The organism is Rhizobium sp. Pop5 (genome assembly GCF_024721175.1).
GTDB lineage: Bacteria > Pseudomonadota > Alphaproteobacteria > Rhizobiales > Rhizobiaceae > Rhizobium.
Map to the genome: position 1 here is coordinate 21,456 of NZ_CP099401.1, position 21,183 is coordinate 42,638.

At 61.5% G+C, this 21,183-nt stretch carries 18 protein-coding genes and 1 pseudogene; 7 read left to right on the plus strand and 12 right to left on the minus strand.

What is annotated here, in order from left to right:
- Positions 1-7 precede the first annotated feature (7 nt).
- Both NE852_RS25860 and NE852_RS25865 read left to right on the plus strand, forming a co-directional pair.
- Positions 8-1,462 (plus strand): NAD-dependent succinate-semialdehyde dehydrogenase, encoded by a 1,455-nt coding sequence (locus NE852_RS25860; protein WP_008530161.1) that lies wholly within the window; start codon positions 8-10, stop codon positions 1,460-1,462.
- Between the two features lie 81 nt (positions 1,463-1,543).
- On the plus strand, positions 1,544-2,344 hold the full coding sequence (locus tag NE852_RS25865) for a phosphate/phosphite/phosphonate ABC transporter substrate-binding protein (protein ID WP_008530162.1): 801 nt from the start codon (positions 1,544-1,546) through the stop codon (positions 2,342-2,344).
- A 5-nt stretch (positions 2,345-2,349) separates the two neighbouring features.
- Here the strand turns inward: NE852_RS25865 and NE852_RS25870 are convergent, their stop codons facing one another.
- The 8 genes and pseudogenes from NE852_RS25870 to NE852_RS25905 all read right to left on the minus strand — a co-directional run bounded on the left by NE852_RS25870 (position 2,350) and on the right by NE852_RS25905 (position 9,987).
- On the minus strand, positions 2,350-2,697 hold the full coding sequence (locus NE852_RS25870; protein WP_128623576.1) for a WGR domain-containing protein: 348 nt from the start codon (positions 2,695-2,697) through the stop codon (positions 2,350-2,352).
- A 149-nt stretch (positions 2,698-2,846) separates the two neighbouring features.
- Positions 2,847-3,268, minus strand: a pseudogene (locus tag NE852_RS25875) (type II toxin-antitoxin system VapC family toxin).
- Complete coding sequence (locus tag NE852_RS25880; protein ID WP_008530167.1) at positions 3,265-3,513, minus strand: plasmid stabilization protein; 249 nt, start codon at positions 3,511-3,513, stop codon at positions 3,265-3,267. The pseudogene NE852_RS25875 and the gene NE852_RS25880 overlap by 4 nt, the downstream one beginning before the upstream one ends.
- A gap of 79 nt (positions 3,514-3,592) precedes the next feature.
- Positions 3,593-4,570: an ABC transporter ATP-binding protein gene (locus NE852_RS25885; RefSeq protein ID WP_008530169.1), complete on the minus strand. Its 978-nt coding sequence runs from the start codon at positions 4,568-4,570 to the stop codon at positions 3,593-3,595.
- A 4-nt stretch (positions 4,571-4,574) separates the two neighbouring features.
- Entirely contained in the window at positions 4,575-5,402 is an 828-nt protein-coding gene (locus tag NE852_RS25890) for a carbohydrate ABC transporter permease (RefSeq protein ID WP_037172649.1), read from the minus strand.
- Positions 5,399-6,277, minus strand: coding sequence for a carbohydrate ABC transporter permease (locus NE852_RS25895; RefSeq protein ID WP_008530172.1), 879 nt, complete (start codon positions 6,275-6,277; stop codon positions 5,399-5,401). Before NE852_RS25895 ends, NE852_RS25890 begins: the two co-directional genes overlap by 4 nt.
- Positions 6,278-6,344: 67 nt before the next feature.
- Entirely contained in the window at positions 6,345-7,628 is a 1,284-nt protein-coding gene (locus NE852_RS25900) for an ABC transporter substrate-binding protein (RefSeq protein ID WP_258156909.1), read from the minus strand.
- A 37-nt stretch (positions 7,629-7,665) separates the two neighbouring features.
- On the minus strand, positions 7,666-9,987 hold the full coding sequence (locus NE852_RS25905) for an alpha-L-rhamnosidase (protein WP_258156910.1): 2,322 nt from the start codon (positions 9,985-9,987) through the stop codon (positions 7,666-7,668).
- Between the two features lie 141 nt (positions 9,988-10,128).
- Between NE852_RS25905 and NE852_RS25910 the strand changes: the two genes are divergently transcribed.
- On the plus strand, positions 10,129-11,187 hold the full coding sequence (locus NE852_RS25910) for a LacI family DNA-binding transcriptional regulator (RefSeq protein ID WP_008530178.1): 1,059 nt from the start codon (positions 10,129-10,131) through the stop codon (positions 11,185-11,187).
- A 46-nt stretch (positions 11,188-11,233) separates the two neighbouring features.
- Here NE852_RS25910 and NE852_RS25915 read toward each other — a convergent pair whose 3' ends face one another.
- Positions 11,234-12,145, minus strand: coding sequence for a dihydrodipicolinate synthase family protein (locus tag NE852_RS25915; protein WP_258156911.1), 912 nt, complete (start codon positions 12,143-12,145; stop codon positions 11,234-11,236).
- 118 nt (positions 12,146-12,263) lie between these two features.
- Here NE852_RS25915 and NE852_RS25920 point away from each other — a divergent pair, with 118 nt between their 5' ends.
- Together NE852_RS25920 and NE852_RS25925 are read left to right on the plus strand one after the other, a co-directional pair.
- Positions 12,264-12,968, plus strand: coding sequence for a GntR family transcriptional regulator (locus tag NE852_RS25920; protein ID WP_008536975.1), 705 nt, complete (start codon positions 12,264-12,266; stop codon positions 12,966-12,968).
- 38 nt (positions 12,969-13,006) lie between these two features.
- Positions 13,007-14,149, plus strand: coding sequence for a Xaa-Pro peptidase family protein (locus NE852_RS25925; protein WP_258156912.1), 1,143 nt, complete (start codon positions 13,007-13,009; stop codon positions 14,147-14,149).
- A gap of 38 nt (positions 14,150-14,187) precedes the next feature.
- Here the strand turns inward: NE852_RS25925 and NE852_RS25930 are convergent, their stop codons facing one another.
- From NE852_RS25930 to NE852_RS25940, 3 genes are all read right to left on the minus strand, one after another.
- Positions 14,188-15,342, minus strand: coding sequence for a serine hydrolase (locus NE852_RS25930; RefSeq protein ID WP_308821746.1), 1,155 nt, complete (start codon positions 15,340-15,342; stop codon positions 14,188-14,190).
- Between the two features lie 258 nt (positions 15,343-15,600).
- Positions 15,601-16,938: an alpha-L-fucosidase gene (locus tag NE852_RS25935; RefSeq protein WP_008530185.1), complete on the minus strand. Its 1,338-nt coding sequence runs from the start codon at positions 16,936-16,938 to the stop codon at positions 15,601-15,603.
- A gap of 27 nt (positions 16,939-16,965) precedes the next feature.
- Positions 16,966-17,973, minus strand: a complete 1,008-nt coding sequence (locus tag NE852_RS25940; RefSeq protein WP_008530186.1) for a LacI family DNA-binding transcriptional regulator — start codon at positions 17,971-17,973, stop codon at positions 16,966-16,968.
- 189 nt (positions 17,974-18,162) lie between these two features.
- Between NE852_RS25940 and NE852_RS25945 the strand changes: the two genes are divergently transcribed.
- Positions 18,163-20,088, plus strand: a complete 1,926-nt coding sequence (locus tag NE852_RS25945) for an ABC transporter substrate-binding protein (protein WP_008530189.1) — start codon at positions 18,163-18,165, stop codon at positions 20,086-20,088.
- Positions 20,089-20,188: 100 nt separating this feature from the next.
- Positions 20,189-21,175 (plus strand): ABC transporter permease, encoded by a 987-nt coding sequence (locus tag NE852_RS25950; protein WP_258156913.1) that lies wholly within the window; start codon positions 20,189-20,191, stop codon positions 21,173-21,175.
- The last annotated feature ends 8 nt before the right edge of the window (positions 21,176-21,183 follow it).

Here is a 21,183-nt window from a genome sequence, read left to right on the forward strand (position 1 = left end):
TTGCCTTATGAAGCTCGTTGATCCCTCACTGTTCCGTCAGGCATGCCCGGTTGCCGATCGCTGGATCGAAGCGGAAGGCCGGCAAGTGACGGTGATCCGCAACCCGGCGACGGGCGAGGCGCTGGGCGCGGTCCCTGATCTCGGCGCCGCAGAGACGGAGGATGCCGTCAAGGCTGCCGTTGTTGCCCAGAAGCTCTGGGCGAGGAAGACAGCCGGGGAACGGGCGTCCATTCTCAAGGCGTGGCATCGCCTGATGATCGAAAACCGCGACGATCTGGCGATGATCCTGACGCTGGAACAGGGAAAACCGCTCGCTGAAGCCAAGGGAGAAATCACTTATGGCGCAAGCTTCATCGAATGGTTTGCCGAAGAGGCAAGACGCATCAACGGCGAGACCATACCGGGACATCAGCCGGACAAGCGCATCCTCGTCCTGCGTCAGCCCGCAGGCGTGGTGGCTGCCATCACGCCCTGGAACTTTCCGAATGCGATGATCACGCGCAAGGTCGGTCCGGCACTTGCCGCCGGCTGTGCCGTGGTTCTCAAACCGGCGCCGCAGACGCCGTTTTCGGCTATCGCGCTTGCCGTTCTCGCCGAGCGAGCCGGCCTGCCGGCTGGCGTGCTCAACATCGTCACCGGTGACGCGGCGGCAATTGGTGGCGTCCTGACCGCAAGCCGCGACATCAGGGTCCTGACATTCACCGGCTCCACCCGGACGGGCGAACTGCTTTACCGGCAATGCGCGCCGACGATCAAAAAGCTCGGCCTTGAACTTGGCGGCAACGCACCTTTCATCGTGTTCGACGACGCCGATCTCGACGCTGCCGTCGAAGGCGCTTTGATCGCCAAGTTCCGCAACAACGGCCAGACCTGCGTCTGCGCCAATCGGCTTTATGTCCAGGACAGTGTCTACGAGGCCTTTGCCGCCAAGCTCGCCGAGGCCGTTTCGGCGCTGAAGGTCGGCAACGGCCTGGAGCGTGATGTTGTGCTTGGCCCGCTCATCGACGAAAACGCCGTCGCCAAGATCGAAGCCCATATCGGCGATGCCGTTACAAAGGGCGCGAGCATCGTTTCGGGAGGCAAACGTCACGCACTCGGCGGCCTGTTCTTCGAACCGACCATTCTGCGCGATGTTTCTGCCGGAATGCAGGTCGGCCGCGAGGAAACCTTCGGGCCTCTCGCGCCGCTCTTTCGTTTCCGTGACGAGCAGGATGTGATCGAGCAGGCAAACGACACCGAATTCGGGCTCGCCTCCTATTTTTACGCGCGTGATCTCTCGCGGGTCTTTCGTGTGGCGGAAGCGCTCGAATACGGGATGGTCGGCGTCAACACCGGTCTCGTCTCCACGGCGGAAGCTCCGTTCGGCGGCGTGAAGATGTCGGGTCTCGGCCGCGAAGGATCGAGGCACGGGTTGGACGAATATACCGAACTCAAATATGTATGCCTCGGCGGCATCGCCTGATCTTGACCGATACGCGCGCCGTGCGGCAAAAAGAACAGGAGTTCGAAAGAGACCGTCGTACTCTCGGTACGAAAGACCGGAATGCACCTCGTCAGCATCGCCATGTATGCCACATCCCAGCCGCTCGCGGATGCGACGGCAGAACTCTGGTCGTTCCTCCGGCGCACCCTCTCGCAAGCCGGCCTCGAGGATTTACCCGAGACGCTCGATCAGAGCATTCCCTATGACGAAGCCTGGCTGAGGCCGGATCTTCTGTTCTCGCAGACATGCGGCTATCCCTTTGCCAGCCGCCTGCGCGGCAAGGTTCGCCTGGTGGCGACGCCGGTCTACGGCCATCCCGGCTGCGACGGCCCGCTGATGCGCAGTTTTATCCTCGTCCGCAAGGATTCGCCTCTCAATTCGCTGGAGGATTTGCGCGGCACCACCGCTGCGATCAACAGCCCCGACAGCAATTCCGGCAGCAATCTCTTTCGCGCGGCCGTCGCGCCGCTTGCTCGCAACGGCCGCTTCTTCAGCCGGATCATCGAGACCGGCAGCCATGGTGGCAGCATCGCCGCCGTCATCGAGGGCAGGGCGAACAGCGCGGCCATCGATTGCATCACCTATGCCAATATCCGTCGCTTCGGTCCCGAAGATGTCGAAGGGCTCCGCATCATCGCCGAAACGCCCAAAGGCCCCGGCCTGCCATTCATCACTTCCGGTTACGCGCCGGACGAAAGAATCCGCCTTCTGCGCCGCGCACTCGCCGCCGCCATCGAGGAGCCGTCGCTCGCGGCCGCGCGCGCCACGCTCGGCCTCATCGGTTTCTCAGTGCTTTCCGAAGCCGATTATGAGCCCCTCTTGTCATTGGCGGGTGACGCATTGCCGCAATTGAGGGCTTGAGTTTCCTAAGCTATCTGGTTTCCCAGCTTGTCGCGGGACAAAATCCGTATCGATCTGGCGCCGCTGCGTCCGACCGGTTCTGAGCGAGCCTGCAGCTCGCATTGTCCCGGAGCATTCCGCCAGTAGCCGCGTTTGAGTTTGCTGCGCACCAGCTTCCCGAACGCCTCGGTGGCTTCGGTGCCCGTGTCGAACAGATCGATCTTCGATTGTCCCTTCGTTCCGATCCGTCCCCAGCAGCGCATGAGCGAACTGCCGCCGAACAAAGTCGGTTCGATCGCCAGCAGATAGAAACGCGCCATGTTTTGTGCAGGGTCTATACGGAAAAGCAATGTCGGAAGGTTCGCTTGCGTCATGCCGCAAGAATCCTACGCCGGCACCGACACGTCCAATGAATATGCTGAATCGATGGGGTGGCGGCGATTCCATCGTGTGATGTTTCATTGGGCGGAGCACGGACGTTTGGCGCAGTTCCGGCCGGACGTTGCTACGCAGTGACCCGCTTCTATCTATCTTTCCACGGATTGACGATCTGAAGATCGATCCCGGTGAAATCAGAGACATTGCGCGTTGCGAGGGAAGCCCCGCGCGAAATGGCGATGGCAGCAATCTGGGCATCGAATTGACTGATCGGCCGACCCGCTTTGCGACGATCGGTAGCGATCGTGGCATAGACGTTCGAAGCCTCGCGATCGAACGGCAGGACCCGCCCGCCAAAATCCTCGGTGAATATCGGCAAAATTGCCGCCTCCAGATCGCGTCGGCGCCGCCCCTCGGGAAGCAGACGAAGGCCATAAAGATCTCCGCCTCCGTTACCGCCGTCGTGAAGACGGAAGAAGGATGCTGCATTGCGACCCAGTCGATAACGGCCGCATTCGGAGTGGCCGTCAGCAGCTCTGAAATGACATTGGTATCGAGAACGATCACGCGGCGAAGTCCGGAGGCTCACGAATTGGCTCTCGGGGCGGAATGTCGAGTTCGACGCCGCCGACCGAGAGCAGGCGCGTGCGAATGGCATCTGCGAGATTGCGGGCCATCGGTTCGCTGGCCGCAAGCGCGATGCGCAAAATATCCCGTGCTTCATCCTCCATGGAGCGGCCATGGGTTGCGGCGCGCATGCGCAGCCGCTGCTTCAACCCCTCGTCCAGATTGCGGATGGTCATGCTGGCCATTTCGTTCTCCATTCAGCAATGATTGCATATTAATCATTGATTGCAGATTTTCAAGGCCAGGTCACCGGCGCTGCGCCGTTCAAAACCGATGTTCCGCACCCTCGATCGGATTTGCCCAGACCGTCATCCCGGGCACAAACGGCGTCTCGCCTTCGGTGCGCACGACCATTTCGCCGAGATCTGCGACGTCGAGATAGAGGATCGCGTCGGCGCCGAGGCGCTCCACATGCCGGATGGTGCCGTGCCACTGTCCCGCGTCTGCGGAAAGGCGGATATGTTCCGGACGGATGCCGTAGGTCGTGCAGTTCAAACGTCGTGCCGTCTCGCCGCCATAGAGGTTCATCTTCGGGCTGCCGATGAAGCCGGCGACGAAGGGTGTGGCGGGGTTGCGGTAGAGTTCCATCGGGCTGCCGATCTGCTCGACCGCTCCGCCGTTCAGCACGACGATCTTGTCCGCCATCGTCATCGCTTCGACCTGATCGTGGGTCACATAGATCATCGTCGATTTCAGACGGGTGTGGAGATCGGAAATCTCCAGGCGCATCTGGGCCCGGAGCGATGCGTCCAGATTGGAGAGCGGCTCGTCGAACAGGAAGACCCTGGGATCGCGAACGATTGCCCTGCCGATGGCGACGCGCTGCCTCTGGCCGCCGGAGAGCGCTTTCGGCTTTCTCTGCAGGAGGTGGGTGAGCTGCAGCGTTTCGGCGGCGGCAGCCACCTTGGCGGCAATCTCCGCCTTCGGACGGCGGGCGAGGGAAAGGCCGAAGCCGATGTTTTCCGCAACCGTCATGTGCGGATAGAGCGCATAGCTTTGGAAAACCATGGCGATGCCGCGTTCGGAAGGTTCGGCGTGGGTCACGTCCTTGCCGCCGATGGTCAGCATGCCTGACGTTGTCTCTTCCAGTCCGGCGATGATGCGCAGCAGCGTCGATTTTCCGCATCCCGAGGGGCCGACGAACACCACGAATTCGCCGGAGGCCACCTCCAGATCGATCCCCTTGATGACCTCGAGGGCGCCGAAGCTCTTGCGAACCTGTTTGAGTGTGAGTTCGGCCATTCTGCTACCCTTTGACTGCGCCTGATGTCATGCCCGCGACGATCTGCCGATTGAAGAAGATGAAGACGATCAGCGGCGGGATCGTCACGAGGAGGATGTTCATGAAGAGGAGGTTGTACTGGCTCGTATACATGCTCTGGAAATTATAGAGCGTCAGCTGCACCGTCACATTCTCCTTGCCGGGAAGGTAATAGAGCGGGTTGGTAAAATCGTTGAAGATTGCGATCGACTGCACGACGATATTGGTGACGGTCACCGGTTTCAGGAGCGGCAGGATTACCCGGAAGAAGATCTGTCGGGGTTTTGCGCCGTCGATCAGCGCCGCTTCGTCGAGATCGCGCGGGATGGTCGAGATGAAGGACCGGTAGAGCAATGTCGAGAAGGACAGATTGTAGGCGACCTGGATCAGGATCATCCCGGTCATGGTCTTGAAGAGGCCGATCTCCTGCAGCAGGCCGATCGTCGGAACCACGGCGGGCGGCATCATCAGGCCCATGAAGAGCGCAACGGATGCGACCCTGTTCCAGGCGGTCCTGCGGCGCTGCATCACATAGCCCACCATCGCCGACAGCAGGATGAGGATGGTGACGGAGGCAACGGTGATCAGCGTCGAATTGAAGTAGGCGAGCACGAGCTGATAATCGCGCGCCTTGAAGACAGCCACGAGATTGTCCCAGAACAGCCATTGTCCGGGCAATTCGAAATCAAGGCGGGAGGCTTCGGATTTCGATTTGACCGCCTGGAGAGCGACGAAGACGAAAGGCATCACGAAGATAACGGCGGCGACGGCAAGCGATATCGCGCCGGTCACATAGGGGCGTATGCTTCTCATTCTTCGACCCCGCGCCGATTGAACCATAGGGTAAGTGGCAGGATGATTGCGGCAATCAGCGCGAACAGGATGACGTTGCCGGCCGTCGACAGGCCGTAGAAGCCTGCCTGGTACTGTTTGTAGATGACCGAGGCGATCACGTCGGAAGAGAAACCGGGCCCGCCGCGGGTCATTGCCCAAATCAGGTCGAACGAGCGAAGGCCGCCGATCAGCGACAATGTCACGACCGTGATGGTGGCTGGGCGCATGAGCGGCAGGGTGACCCGGAAAAATTGCTGAAGGCGTGTCGCTCCGTCGATTCTCGCCGCCTCGTAATAATCGGGACTGATCGCGGCGAGACCGGCAATGAAGATCAGGGTGGCGAGGCCGACACCCTTCCATAGATCGACCAGAGCCACCGAAAAAAGGGCAAGCGCCGGGTCGGTCAGCCATCCCGGCCCTGGTATGCCGAGCGCCTCAAGCGTGACATTGATGATGCCCTTGGTCGGATGCATCATCACCGTGAAAGTCATGCCGATGCCGATCGTCGAGACAAGGACGGGGAAGAAGACCAGCGTGCGCAGGAAGCCGCGGGCGAAGATATTGCCGGTCAGGAGCACCGCCAGCAGCAGCCCGCAGACCGTCTTCAGACCCGAGGTCGTCACGGCATAGACCAGCGTGTTGACGAGCCCCTGGATCAGGAAGGGTTCGGAAAAGAACTGACTGAAATTTTCGAGACCGATGAATTCGGCCGTCGACAGGTCCCATCGTGTCAGGCTGAACCAAAGGGACGATATCGTGGGAACGAGAAACAGCACGCCATATATGACGGCGGCGGGAATGAAAAACCACAGCGGATAGGGCGATTTGCGCGCGGGGCGGCGTGTCTCGATCATAGCTCCCTCTTCGATCGGGTGGAGCCTCGCCCTTTGCGGGCGAGGCTGACTGGCCCGAAAGACCGCTCTACCAGTTCGGCAGCCCGAGCTGCTTGGCCTGCTTGCGCACATCGTCGTCATAAAGCTTCGCCGCGTCGGCGGGCTGGCGGATGCCGGAGCCGACCTCCACGGTGATCTGCTCGAGCGCCGGTCCCTTGACCGGAGAGACGAATTCCAGCGCCGGCGTCGTTTTGTCCTTTGCCTCGAAGTAAGGAAGCATCTCCTTGATTGCAGGCGGCACGTCCGCCGGCAGGTCGCAGCCGTCGACCAGGGAAGGCCCTTGGATGGCGTTGGTTTCCACCATCACCTTGCAGCCCTCGACGCTTCCGGCGAAATCGACGAATTTTTTCGCTTCCTCGGCATGCTGGCTGGTAGCCGGGATATAAAGGCCCGGCGGCATCCAGACCGTCAGCCCGTTCGTCGCTGCATCGTCGCTCGGCTGGGCGAAGAAGCCGACATCGCCCAGATTCTCGGGATAATTCTGTTTGAGCGCGCCGACGGCGAAGCTCAGCATCGGATAATGCGCCGCCTCTCCGGTCGCCACCATTCGCAGGCCGTCGTCATAGCTTGCTGCGCCGAAGTCTTCGTTCATCAGGCCTGCGTCGTGAACGTCCTTCAGCCGTTCGAAGCCCTTCATGGCCGCTGGTGTTTCGGCATATTTTGCCTTGTTGGCGGTGTAGTCGGCGGCGAAGTTCGGCACGGCGGCGTGCAGATTATAGTAGTCGGCCAGAACGAAGAGCTGCGAGGTCCATGTGTCGCGATAGGTTTGCGCCACGGCGACCTTTCCCGATGCCTTGACCTTGGCGTTGTTGGCCATGAAGTCCGCCCATGTCTTCGGAACGGACAGGCCGAGGTCCTGGTAGATCTTCCTGTTATAGAGAATCCCGCCCGCCATCGCCGTGCCGAACGGAACGCCGTAGAGCTTGCCGTCGGCGCTGACGACAGCCTTGAAGCTTTCGTCCACCTTCGCTTGCGACGGCAGGCCGCTCAGATCGACAAGCGTCTGCGTGGGCTTCAGCGCCTGCAAGAGCGAGCCGGAATTGTAGAGGAACACATCGGACATTTCCCCGGTCGCCAGGCGCGTCTTGATGATGTTGTCGCCCTCGCCGCCACCTGGCCGCTGCTCGATCTCGATCGTCACGTCGGGTGCCTTGGCCTGGTAGGCGGCGACCAGGGCCTCGGCCGCCGCGACCGTGTCGGGGTTGTTGTCTATCAGGAAAGACAGCGTGGTTTCCGCCTGCGACGGGCTGGCCGCAGCCAATGCCAGAAGCGCCGACGCGCCCGCAAGAATGCGCTTTATCCGATGTGTCATGACGTTCCTCCTCTGAACGGTGTGACCTAGATGCTCTTCAATGATCGGGTAGAGAAAAAACCAGCTGGTGCGTGCCCGGCGAGAGAACGGCCTCCCCGGTGACAGGCTTTCCGTCAAGCGACGGGTTCCGATGCCGCCGTCCGGGCCGGAAACGGCCGACGCAGCCCTCTGGAAGCGTCAGCACATACGTGACCTCGTTGTCGGCGTAGCGCCAGCCGGCCTCGATGCGTCCCTGGCTGATGTCGTGATAGGCCGAAACAGGCGAAAGCGAGGGGATCGGCGCGGGATCAACGATGACCTCGGCAAACCCCGGCGCATCCGGGCTCGGCGAAATGCCGGCGACACATTCGAACAGCCATTGGCAGACCGCGCCATAGGCATAGTGATTGTAGCTGTTCATGTCGGGTTCGTAGATGGTGCCGTCGGGCGCCATGGAATCCCAGCGCTCCCAGATCGTCGTCGCTCCCTTCGAGACCTGATAGAGCCAGCCCGGCACATCCTCCTGCAGGAAGACCTTTTCGGCGAGATCGTCCATGCCGAGCTTCGTCAGGGCCGGCAAGAGGGCAGGGGTGCCGATGAAGCCGGTGCCGATCTTGTAGTCGGCATCGATGATCACCTGCCGGAAATGCCGCCGGGCGGCTTCGTCATGCTCTGCCGGTATCAGGTCCTGGAGGAAAGCCAGGGCATACGATGTCTGGTCGTTATGGGCGAGCCGTCCCGCCGGGGTGATGAACTCGTTGGCAAAAGCCTGTCTGATTTCGTCGGCGCGCCGTTTCATCTGCTCTTCAAGCGCGTCTTCGCCGAGAACGGCTGCAATTTTTGCCAGAAGGTCTGTCGAGATGAAGTGGTAGAGGGTAGCCGCACAATCGTCGGCAATCGTCGGGCGCGGTTTCCTGTTGTCGCCGACCGGCTGCAGCCAGTCGCCGAAGGTGAAGCCGCGGGCGCCCCAGTGCGACGGCGGACGCACGATCGGGCCATCCGAGATGGACCAGACGAAATCGACCCAGCGCACCATGGAATCCAGGCATTCCGAAAGAACGGCCCGATCGCCGTAATGGGTGTAGAGCACCCAGGGGATGACGACTATCGCGTCGCCCCAGCCGGTCGAGCCGGCATAGCCCGGGAAATCGGCGGGATGCAGACGAGTGGGGTCCGGCGAGAAATGCGAGACGGCCCCGTCCTCGCGCTGGTCGGCGATCACGTCGCGCAGGTATTTCCTGAGAAAGGACTGGCTGTCGCTCAGCCAGCATGCGGTTGCGGCAAACACCTGGGCGTCGCCGGTCCAGCCCAGGCGCTCGTCGCGCTGCGGGCAATCTGTGGGCACTTCGACGAAATTGGCGCGCTGCGACCAGATGGTATTCTCGACGAGGCGATTGACGAGCGGGTTCCCTGAAGTGAAGCCGCCGGCGGGCTCGGGCACCGACGAGATCGGGATCGATGCGATTTCAACGATCTTGGCGTTCCCAGTGATGGTCACTCTGGCATAGCGGAAGCCATGGAAGGTGAAATGCGGCGCATAGGTCTCGTCGCCGTCTCCCCGCAGCGTGTAGAGCGTGTGCGCTGCGGCCGCACGATAGTTGCGATTGTCGAAATGGCGATCGGGACCGAGGACTTCCGAATGCTCCACCCGCACTTCGGCGCCGCCCGTGCCGCGGACGATATATCTGACATAGCCGCCGACATTCTGGCCGAAGTCATAGATCGTCCTGCCTTCCTCGTCGGTCCAGCTGCTGACCGGGGCGAGCGGCTGCAACTCCCGCACCGCCGTGGTCTCATGGGCGACGAGCAGCCCCTTGTCGAACGGCAATCTCTCGGTCCCATGGGTTTCCGCGAGGCTTTCCCGGCGCGCGTCATAGATCTCGCCGAAATAGATCCCCGACTTCAGAATGGGCAGAAGGCCGCTCCGCCAGCTCGTATCGGTGGACAGGATGGTGCCAGCCGTCCCCACCAGATCCGCAATGGCGCCGATCCTATCGCCCCAGCAGTTCGGAATCGCCTTGACACCCCACATGATGGGCGACCGGTACCATCCGTCGGCGAGCCAGATCTCGATCCGGTTGAGGCCTGATTTGAGCAGGCTCGACACGTCGTATCGCTGATAGGCAATGCGATCGTCATAGTTCGTCCAGCCCGGCGTCAAAAGATCGGTGCCGACGCGGACGCCATTGATGAAGCACCGGTAGAGGCCGAGCGCCGAGATGAAGAGTTCGGCCGGACGTCCGCCGCCATCGTGATCGAAGGTTTTGGAGACGAAGCTTGCCTGTGTTCCCTGACCGCCGTCCGACAGTGGTGCGATCATATCCCCCGACCAGGCGCGCGAAACGAGATCGCCGTTGATGGCTGCCGGCTGAAAGTTCATCAGGTCCTCCCAGATAATGTAGAACGTTCTCCATATAACGTTCTACATTTTTTTCGGGAGCGCAATAGAAATTTCGCCGCCACTCTGCCATGGTGTTTTTGCGGGCGATTGTGACGGCCCGCAGGGCAGCCCAGAGATTTCATGTCGATCGAAGACAAACAAAGACTGCAACGAAATGATCGCGTGACGATCCGGACAGTGGCAAAGCACGCAGGCGTTTCGGTCGCCGCGGTTTCCAAGGTAATGCGAAATGCCTACGGCGTCAGCGAAGGGCTGCGCGCGAAGGTGACCGGTGCCATCGAAGAGCTCGGCTATCGCCCTTCGCGGGCGGCACGGGGCCTGCGCGGCCGCAGTTTCACCATCGGGGTACTGCTGATCGACATCCGCAATCCCTTCCTGCCGGAGGTGATTGCCGGCGTGAACGGCGTGCTGGCGCTTTCGCATTATCAGGCGATGATCGGCGTCAGCGATGCGCGGGTGCAGCTGGAGACCTCGTTGATCGAGTCGATGATCGACTACAAGATGGACGGTCTGATCCTCGTCGCGCCGCGCTTGCCCTCCGAGATTATCGCCAAGTTCGCGTCAGAGATACCGATCGTCGCCGTCGGTTTTCACGATGCCGGCGCCACCGCCTTCGATACCGTCAATGCCGACGACCAGTGCGGGGCAGAGATCGCGGTGGAGGCGCTGCTTGCCTGCGGCTACCGCGATATCGAAATGCTCAGTCTCGGCGAGCGCGAGGGCCATCAGGTCTCCGTCGTTCGTCAGCGTGAGATCGGCTTCCGCCGGGCGATGCAGCGCGCCGGGCTCGGGTCGTCTGCGCCAATCAGCAAAATTCCCATCGCCCAGCCAAAGCGGGAGGAAACGATGCGAAAATTCCTGTCGCGAAAGAACAGGCCGCGTGCAGTATTCTGCTGGAGCGATCTCGACGCGATTACCCTTTTGAGCCTGGCGATGGAGATGGGGGTGCGCGTGCCCGAAGACCTCGCCGTCATCGGCTACGACAATTCGTCGACCGCAGCGCTCGGTCTCGTCAATCTCGCAAGCATCGATCAGTCGGGCAGGGAACTCGGCCAGGTCGCCACCCGGACGTTGATTTCCAGGATAGAGGGCCGCACCAGCGCGGAGCATATTTTCCAGATACCGTCGCTGGTCAGCCGCAGCAGCCTGACCCGTTCCGGCAGCGCCAAAGGCGCTTAGCGGGTGGGAAGGACCGGCAGCAGCGCACGCTGCCGGCTTCGTTGTCTCAAGCCGCCTTGCCGATTTTCGACGGGCGCGTCGCGGCGGCCTTTTCGACCATCGCGGTGACTTCGGCGCGACGGGCGCCCGAAAGCGGCAGACGCGGCAGGCGGACGCGTTCGGAGCCGCGGCCCATGATCTGCTCGGCGAGCTTGATCGACTGGACGAGGTCATGTTCGGCATCGAGATGCAGAAGCGGCATGAACCAGCGATAGATCTTGCGGGCTTCTTCCCAATCGCCACGTTCGGCGGCCGCGACGAGCTGCACGGATTCCTGCGGGAAGGCGCTGGTGAGGCCGGAGACCCAGCCCTTGGCGCCAAGCATCAGGCCTTCCAACGCGACGTCGTCGAGGCCGGCGAAGATATCGAAGCGATCGCCGAAGGCGTTGATGAGATCGGTGAAGCGGCGCGGATCCGGCGCGCTTTCCTTGACCGCCTTGATGTTCGGCACGTCGGCAAGCACCTTCAGCACGTCGGCGCCGATGTTGACGCGGTAGGCCGGCGGGTTGTTGTAGAGCATGATCGGCAGCGAGGTCGCTTCCGCGACGGTGCGGAAATGCGCGATCAGTTCCTCCGGCTTCGGTACATAGACCATGGCCGGCAGCAGCATCAGGCCGTCGGCGCCAAGTTTTTCGGCATCGCGGGCATAGGCGACGGCGCGGCGCGTGTCGAATTCGGACACGCCTGTCACGACGGGAACACGGCCGTTGACCACCTCGACGGCGGCTTTCAGAATCGTGCGCTTCTCATCGGGGTCGAGCGAGTTGTTCTCGCCGCACGTGCCCATGACGATCAGCCCGTTGACGCCGTCATTGACGAGCGCGTCCTGGACGCGCTGCGTCGCGGTGAGATCCACGGAAAGATCTTCGTTAAATTGTGTCGTTACGGCGGGAAATACGCCCTTCCATCCTGTCGTCATCGATCGAACTCCGTTGAAATTGGTTGCGTTATATACAAACTGTCGACAAGATACAACGATCTTGTTGCGGAGGCCGGCCGAAACGCAATACAAGGCTCCAATAAAAGAGGATGGGCAGATGGAGAAGGACGCGGAAAATGTGCGGGTGCGCGGCTCGGGCACGCAGAGCGTCTATGTGACGCTGCGTCGGGAAATCCTGTCGATGGCGCTGGAGCCCGGCAGTCCGCTTGACGAGGTCCGGCTCTCCGAGCGCTTCGGGATGTCGCGGACGCCCATTCGCGAGGCGCTGTTGCGGCTTGTCGCCGACGGGCTGGTCACGACGCTGCCGAACCGGAATACGATCGTTGCGCCGATCGATTTCGCAAGCCTGCCCACCTATTTCGAAGCGCTGACGCTGATGTACCGGGTTACGACACGCGGGGCGGCAGCGCGGCGAAATGGTGACATCATGAAGACCGTCCGCCGGCACCAGAAGGACTTCGCCGACGCTGTTGCCGCACGCGACGCCTATGCGATGATCGAGGCGAACCGCGAATTTCACGTCGCAATCGCCGAGCTTGCCGGCAATTCCTACTACACCACCTTCTTTGCGAGGCTGCTCGATGAAGGCCGGCGCATCCTTCGCCTCTATTATTCGACATTCGACGACCGCCTGCCGCGCCAGTATGTCGACGAACATGAGGAAATAATCGCCGCGATCGAGGCCGGCGACGCTGAGCGCGCCGACCAGCTGGCGATCGCTCACGCCGCGCAGATCGTCCGTCAGATTCAGGATTATATCGCTCGCGACCTCGACCGGCCGGTAGCGATCAACTTATCCTGAAGCGGCTGAGCCGAGCGCAGGAAGAACAGGAAAACGATATGTCGTGGCAGCATCCCGTACCCCGCATCACCGACGACGAAAAGCAGCTCCGTCTGTCGAGGCTTCGGGAGAGGATCGAAGCTGAAGGATTGGCCGGGATACTTCTTGGGCCGACCGAGAGCCTGCGCTATTTCACCGGGCTTGTCTGGCATCCGAGCGAAAGGTTCCTCGGTGCGCTCGTGACGCCCACGGCCATCGTCTACATCGTTCCGGGCTTCGAGCGCAGCCGTGTCGAAACCCTGCCGCATCTGCCCGGGGAAATCCTGGTCTGGGAAGAGGAAGAGAGCAGTGCTGCCCTCATTTTGCGGCTTGTCGGTCAGGGCGGCGCGCTTGCCCTCGACGACGGTCTGCCGCTTTTCTTCTATCACGCATTGGCAGCGGTGGCAGGCGCCGAAAGGCTTTCTGACGGCGGGCGGCTGATCCGCGATCTGCGTCGCATCAAATCGGATGCGGAGATCGCTCTCATCCAATATGCGATGAACCTGACGCTCGACGTCCATAAACAGGTGCATGCGCTGTTGAAGCCAGGCCTCAGATCATCCGAGGTGGTCGATTTCATCGATCGGCAGCATCGCCTCGCCGGCGCTGACGACGGTTCGACGTTCGCAATCGTCTCCTTCGGCGCGGCAACCTCGCTTCCGCACGGCGCTGACGGCGACCAGATCCTTGCCGAGGGCGAGGTCATTCTCGTCGATACAGGCTGCCGCATCGACGGTTATCATTCCGATATCACCCGGACTTACGTGCTGGATGGCGGCAACAGCGCCTTCGAACGCGCCTGGCGGATCGAACGCGAGGCGCAGCAGGCCGTCTTCGACGCAGCCCGGATCGGCGCTCCCTGCTCGAGCCTCGACGATGCCGCCCGCAAGGTGCTCGCCAAACACTCTCTCGGGCCTGACTATCGCCTGCCGGGACTGCCGCATCGCGCCGGCCATGGCCTTGGGTTGGAGATTCACGAGGAGCCTTATATCGTGCGTGGCAACGATACACCGCTTGCCGCCGGCATGTGTTTTTCCGACGAGCCGATGATCGTCTTTCCCGAAAAATTCGGGATCCGGCTGGAAGACCATATCTATATGACCGCCGAAGGTCCGCGCTGGTTCACCCATCCGGCGACGGGACCGAGCGAGCCGTTCTCCTGAGCGGGAGCCATCTCCGCCCGCTCAGGCGGCGCGGCTTTTCAGGTGGCCGTCAGGCTGGGCAGAAATACCTCGTACAACAGTGCGGCAGGTGCTCTCCACTGGTCGGGAGAATCGTAATTGCCGGCGGCAATCGCAAGGACGAAGTCGAGGCCCGGGAAAACAAAGAGCCGCTGCCCGCCATTCCCAAGTGCGGCGATGAAGCGCTCGCCATAGGTTCCTGTTCTATCCGTGATGGCCTCCTCGCCCAGATACCACAGATAGCCGTAATGCATTCCCGGCCAACCGATATCGACCATGGCGGCCGGCTGGAAACTCTGTTCAAGCCAGGATTCGGGAACGACAGCACGACCGTCCGTTCTGCCGCCGTCCAACATCATCTGCCCGATTCGGGCGAGCGAGCGCGGCGCCATCCGCAGGCCCGACGCGGCTGACGCTTTGCCGTCCTGGCCCCGGATCCATTCAGTGGTGTCGATTCCGAGAGGAGAGAACAGCTTTTCGCTTGCAAATGCCGGCAAGGATTGACCGGTGCCTCGCTCAATGATCGTGCCAAGCAATGCAACAGCCCCGCCGCTGTAGATCCAACCCCGTCCCGGCTCCGCAAGGATCGGCCGATCGAGGATGAAGCGATAGCGATCCTGCGCCTGTTCCATGGCGATCTCGCTGTTGGCCGCATCGGTGTAGGGCAGGTTTTCGTTCCACTCCATAGCAAGGGTCATCGTCAAGGCATGCCGGATGGTCAGGCGCCTGCGCTGTGGATCACCGGCAAGATCGGCATATTCCGGAAACTGCGCGACGATCGGCTCGTCAAGCCCCGGCACGCGACCCTCTTCAAGTGCAATGCCATAGAGCAGGCCGACGATGCTTTTCGTGACGGATCGGATATCGTGGAGTGTGTCCGGCCCGAATCGGACATTCCCGAGCGACTGCCCCCATTTCATATCGTTGCCGTCGTTATACCGCTCGAAGACGATACGGCCGCCGCGAAGGGCGACGACCCCATGAAGGCCCGCAAGTCTTCCGCCTTTCTCCAAATCGTCAAAACGTTTTACCGGATCGGACTTGAATCCTGTCTCGCCCGAGGCGGCAATCTCTGGGTCGGTATGCTTTCCCTCAGCGATGGTCGGTGGCGTGCTCACCATTATTGTCGCTCCTATATGCCTGTGGGTTCCGCTGCAATTTATTCGGGTAGTCATTGCTAGCCAATCCTGGCGCGAAATTCCATCGGGCTTTCGCCGAGCTCAAGCGGGAAGGCATTGCTGCACATTCGAGGTCATCAAGCACATTTTACCCACCGGGCCGGTAGCGCATCCGTCTTCCCGCGATGATATCCGGACCTGAACGACGGCCTTGATCTCGGGGCCGCCGCATGAAGCTTTCGTCTCGGTGGCTCTGATCAGGCCCTCAAAAGCCTTGGTGATTCATCGCTTTTGTGTCGGGATGGGCGCTGCATCTCAGTCTTGAATGCCGGCAGCGCTCGCGGTCTTGAGCTTGACCTCGATGACGGGAACCACGACCTTGGGTCGGCGCACCGGCAGGACGAATGTCAGTTCGTCCTCGGCGACGGGGAACTGCGTGTTCGCCCATAGCGTATTGGCGGACGGCTGCAGCCAGGTGACCTCGCTGCCGTCATGCAGGAACTGCGCATATTCGATCTTGCCCGCCAGCGCATCGAAATGCAGATGCTTGTAGGGCCAGTTGAAGATGTGGATGTAGAGGCGGTCGCCATTCTGCGTCAGCCGGCAATCGGGGGGCGCGGTAAAATCGGACTGGGTGCAGCCGACGATGCTGCGCTCGTGCAGCGCCATCCACTCTTCATAAGCGGCAAGGGCGGCGAGTGCGCGATGGTCGAGAGTACCGCGCGCCGTCGGCCCGACATTCATCAAAAGATTGCCGCCTATGGCAACGGTGCCGACCAGCATCTGCACCAGCTGCTCGGTGCTTTTCCAGGTGTCCTCGTCGCGGTGATAGCCCCAGGAGCCGCTCAGCGTCTGGCAGGCCTCCCAGACGACACGCCGGCCGTCGCGTTTCGGCCAGGCGCGCGGCATATATTGCTCCGGCGTGACGATGTCGGGCTGCAGGCCGGCAAGGTCGAGCCGGTTGTTGATGATGATATCGGGGGCAAGCTCGCGCACCAGGCGCACGAGTTTCTCGCTTTCCCAGTCCCGATGGCCCTTGCCGACCAGTTCTCCGAGCTTCCACTGGGGATAGCTGAAATCAAACCACATGATGTCGATCTGCCCGAACTCGGTCAGCAACTCACGCACCTGCTCGCGCATGAAAGCGGCATAGCGGCTGATATCGCGGCCTTCGTTGATCCTCATCGCGTCGGGATGGTTGCGCTGCGGGTGGCGCGGATCGACCGTGAAGTCGGGATGATGCCAGTCGATCAGCGAATAGTAGAAGCCGATCCTCAATCCTTCGGCGCGGAAGGCGTCGACGAAAGGCCGCAGCAGATCCTTTCCGTAAGGCGTGTTGGTCACCTTGAAGTCGGTCGCCTTGGTGTCCCAGAGGCAGAATCCCTCATGGTGCTTGGTCGTCAGCACCACATATTTCATGCCCGCCGCCTTCGCCCGTCTCGCCCATTCTCTGGGGTCGTAGAGGTCGGGGTCGAAATGATCGAAATATTTCTGGTAGTCGGCGTCATCAAGTTCTTCGCGGCTCTTCACCCATTCATGGCGCGCCGGCAGGGCGTAAAGTCCCCAATGCACGAACATGCCGAACCGATCGTGAACGAACCAGGCCTTCTTCTCCTCGGGCAAGGCCAGTGACTGCAGATTGTCGGCATCCATGGGGAATTCCTCCTATTGGGATTGGAGTCAGGTCGTTTCGCGGACAATGAGTTCGGGGACGATGACGATGCCGTGCTGACGGTTCTTGGTGGCGATGCGGCTGAGCAGCAGGCGCACGGCTTCCTCTCCCATTTCCCGTTTCTGCACCCGCAACGTGGTCAGCGCCGGCGACAGCAGTTCGGCTGTCGGAATATCATCGAAACCGATGAGCGCGATCTCACCGGGGATCGAAATGCCGGCGGCCCGGCAGGCCTTCATGGCGCCGATCGCATTGAGGTCGTTATAGCAGACGAGGGCGTCGATCCCGGGCGCTTCCGCCAGCAATTGCGCTGCAGCCGTCTGTCCGCCTGCCGCCGTCGGATCGCAATAGACGATGCCCTGCGCCTTCAGCCCATGGGCTGCCAGCGTTTTGCGGAAACCGACAAGGCGGCTCTTGCCGCCGAAGGAGCTGCGCGGCCCCGCTATGATCGCGATCTTGCGCCGTCCGCGCTCGACCAGATGATCGATGGCGCGCGATGCTCCTGTCTCGTAGTCCGTGACGATTGTTCCCGCGATCTCCGTTGGAGCTTCGCGGTTGATCAGCACCACGGCGCGGTGAGGCGCGAGCGCCTTGTGAAGAGCGGCATCCGGCAGCCGCGCGCTGCAGACGATGATCCCGTCGACCCGATGGCGCAACAGCGCTTCGATGAGTTCTCCCTCGCGCTTGCTGTTCTCGACGACATTGGACAGAAGCAGGTTGTAGCCGGCAGCACTTGCCGCATCCTCGGCTCCCCTGATGACTTCGGGAAAGAACGGGTTGGTGATGTCTGGAACGAGAAGGCCGATGGTCTTCGACCGGTCGGACCGCAATCCGCGCGCAAAGGGATTGGGCCGGTAATTGAGTTCGTTCGCCGCCGAGAGAATGCGCTGGGTTGTTTCCGCACTGGCGCCGCCCTGGTCGTTGAGCACGCGCGACACCGTCATCGGGGATACCCCTGCGGCGCGCGCGACATCGGCGATGGTTATTTTGGATTCTGGCTCTTTGGCGCGGCTCAACGGGACTGTCTCTTAAATAGCGGGGAACTTACGATAACGATAACTAACATAATTTCCGGGAAAGCCAAGATAGGCATGGGCCTGATACAGTGATCAGAATCTCTTTGACAAGATTTGACGGTAACGATAACGTTCCCAGAAGAGGAGAATACGTTAACGATAACCTAGGCGGAATATTGGGAGGAAGGAATGCAGCACGTCAGAATTCTACGGCGGCAGGTCGCTTCGACCGTTGCGGCGGCGATCCTCGTCGGTGCCGGTTGGGCCGGCGCCGCCTTCGGCTTTGAAGAGTCGCCGGAACTGAAGGCGCTGGTCGATGCCGGCAAGCTGCCGCCGGTCGAAAAGCGCCTGCCCAAGGACCCTCTGGTGCTTACGCCGCTGGAATCGGTCGGCATCTATGGCGGCACCTGGCGCACGGCGACCTTCGGCGGCGGCGACAGCGAGATCGAGCGTTCGATCGGCTATACCCGCCTGGTCCGCTGGAATCCGGAATGGACCGAGGTGATCCCCGACATCGCCAAGAGCGTCGAGGTCAATGACAATGCGACCGAATATACCTTCACCCTGCGTGAAGGCACACGCTGGTCGGACGGTGAACCCTTTACCGCCGACGATCTGGTGTGGTGGAACGAGAACGTGCTGCGCAACACCAAGATCACGCCTGCCGCACCGGATTGGCTGACCGCCGGCGGGCAGACCGTCAAGGTCGAAAAGCTCGCCGACGACAAGGTCGTCTTCAAGTTTGCAGCGCCGAACGGCCTGTTCCTGATGAACATGGCGACCGTGCGCGGCTCAGACATTCTGGCAGCCGCGCCGGCGCATTACCTCAAGCAGTTCCACAAGGATTTCAATCCCGACGGCATCGACGCCCTGGTGAAGGCAGCAGGCGCGACCGACTGGGTCCAGCTCTTCAACAACAAGATCGGCTTTCCCGGCCGCTGGCGCGATCTCGGCCGCCCGACGCTCGACGCCTGGGTGCTGACCGCGCCCTACAACGGCACGACCCAGGTCGTGGCCGAGCGCAATCCGTACTACGCCAAGGTGGATACCGCAGGAAACCAGCTGCCCTATTTCGATCGCGTCACCATCGACGTGATGCAGGATACCCAGGCAATCATCCTGAAGGCGATCAGCGGTGAAATCGACATGCAGAACCGCTTCATCGAGACGACCGATGCCCGCACCGTGATTGTGCAGAACCAGCAGAAGGGCGGCTACGGCCTCTTCATCGCGCGGCCGGCATGGTCGAATGCGCTGCTGATCACGCTCAACCAGACCCACAAGAATCCGGCGCTGCGGGCCGTCTTCTCCAACAAGGATTTCCGCATTGGCCTCAGCTACGCCATCAACCGAGAGGAGCTCAACCAGCTGATCTATGCCGGGCAGGCCAAGCCCTATCAGGCGGCACCCCGCGAAGGCACCGCGCTCTACGACGAGAAGATGGCGACGCAGTATCTGGAATATAACGTCGACCTCGCCAATCGGTATCTCGACAAGGCCGGCACTAGCAAACGTGACGCGGAAGGCTTTCGCCTCGGCCAGGACGGCAAGCGGATCACCTTTGCGATCGATGCGCTAACCGGAAGCCCGATCCAGGTTGACGCGCTTGAGATGATCCAGCGCTACTGGCGGGCCGTCGGCATCGACATGCAGCCGCGCCCGGCCGAACGGTCGCTGATCTTCTCCCGGCTGCAGAACAACGAGAATGACGGTCTGGGGTGGGTCGGCGGCGGCGGCTACGACTTCCTCGGTCTGCTCGATCCCAAATGGTACTTCCCGCACGAATATGAATCGAGCTTCGCGACGGCATGGGGTCTCTATTACCAGAACCCCAAGGATCCGAATGCTGAGGAACCGAGCCCGGCCGCCAAGAAGCAGATGGATCTCTACCGGCAGGTGCAGGAAGCCCCGACGCTGGAAAAGCAGCTCGCCGCCATGAAGGAGCTGCTGGCGATCACCCGCGACGAGTTCTACGTCATCGGCACGAACCTGGAGCCGGACCGTGTCGGCATCGTCAAGACCAATATGCACAATGTGCCGAAGGTCATCCCCAGCACGTCGTTTTACATGACGCCGGGACCGGCAAAGCCTGAAACCTTCTACTACCAGCAATAAGACACGTGATCGCCGGAATGGCGCCCGCCGGCGCCATTCCGCTACCAGCCCCGCCCAATCACCAATCCGATCGGCGACCGCCGGTCGAAGGAGCTTGAACATGGCCGGCTTCATCATCAGACGTCTGCTTTACATGATCCCGATGATGTTCGCGATCTCGGTCGTCACCTTCATCATCATCCAGCTGCCGCCGGGCGACTTCCTGACCGCGATGACCGCGCGTCTGGCCTCGCAGAACGAAACGATCGATCCAAGCGTTATCGCCGGCCTGCGCGAGCGCTACGGCCTCGATCAGCCATGGGCGGTTCAATATTGGAAATGGATCAGCGGCATCCTGCTGCGCGGCGATTTCGGCCAGTCACTCGATTGGAACAAGCCGGTCAGCGAGCTGATCTGGGCGCGCATGGGCCTGACGATGGTGGTCTCGGTCACCACGCTGCTCTTCGTTTGGGCCGTGGCTTTTCCGATCGGCATCTATTCGGCGGTGCGGCAATATTCGGTGGGAGACTACGTCGCCACCTTCTTCGGTTTTCTCGGCCTCGCCATTCCGAACTTCCTGCTGGCGCTCGTGCTGATGTTCGTCTCGGCGCAATATTTCGGCCAAAGCGTCGGCGGGCTGTTTTCACCCAACTATATCAATGCCGCCTGGAGCTGGGCCAAACTCGGCGATCTCATCTCTCACATGTGGATTCCGGTCGTCGTGCTCGGCACCGGCGCCACGGCGGCGTTGATCCGCATCATGCGCGCCAACCTGCTCGACGAACTCAACAAGCCCTATGTCGACATGGCGCGTGCCCGGGGCCTCAGCGAAATCCGGCTGCTGCTCAAATATCCGGTGCGGGTGGCGCTCAACCCTTTCGTTTCCACAGTCGGCTGGGTGCTGCCGCACCTCGTCTCGGGCTCGGTGGTGGTCTCGATCGTCCTCAGCCTGCCGATCACGGGGCCGCTGCTGCTCAATGCGCTGTTTGCCCAGGACATGTATCTGGCCGGCACCTTCATCTTGTTGATGAGCATGCTGACCCTGATCGGCACGCTGATCTCGGACCTGCTGCTCGCCTGGCTCGATCCCCGCATCCGCAACGGCTGAAGGACAGA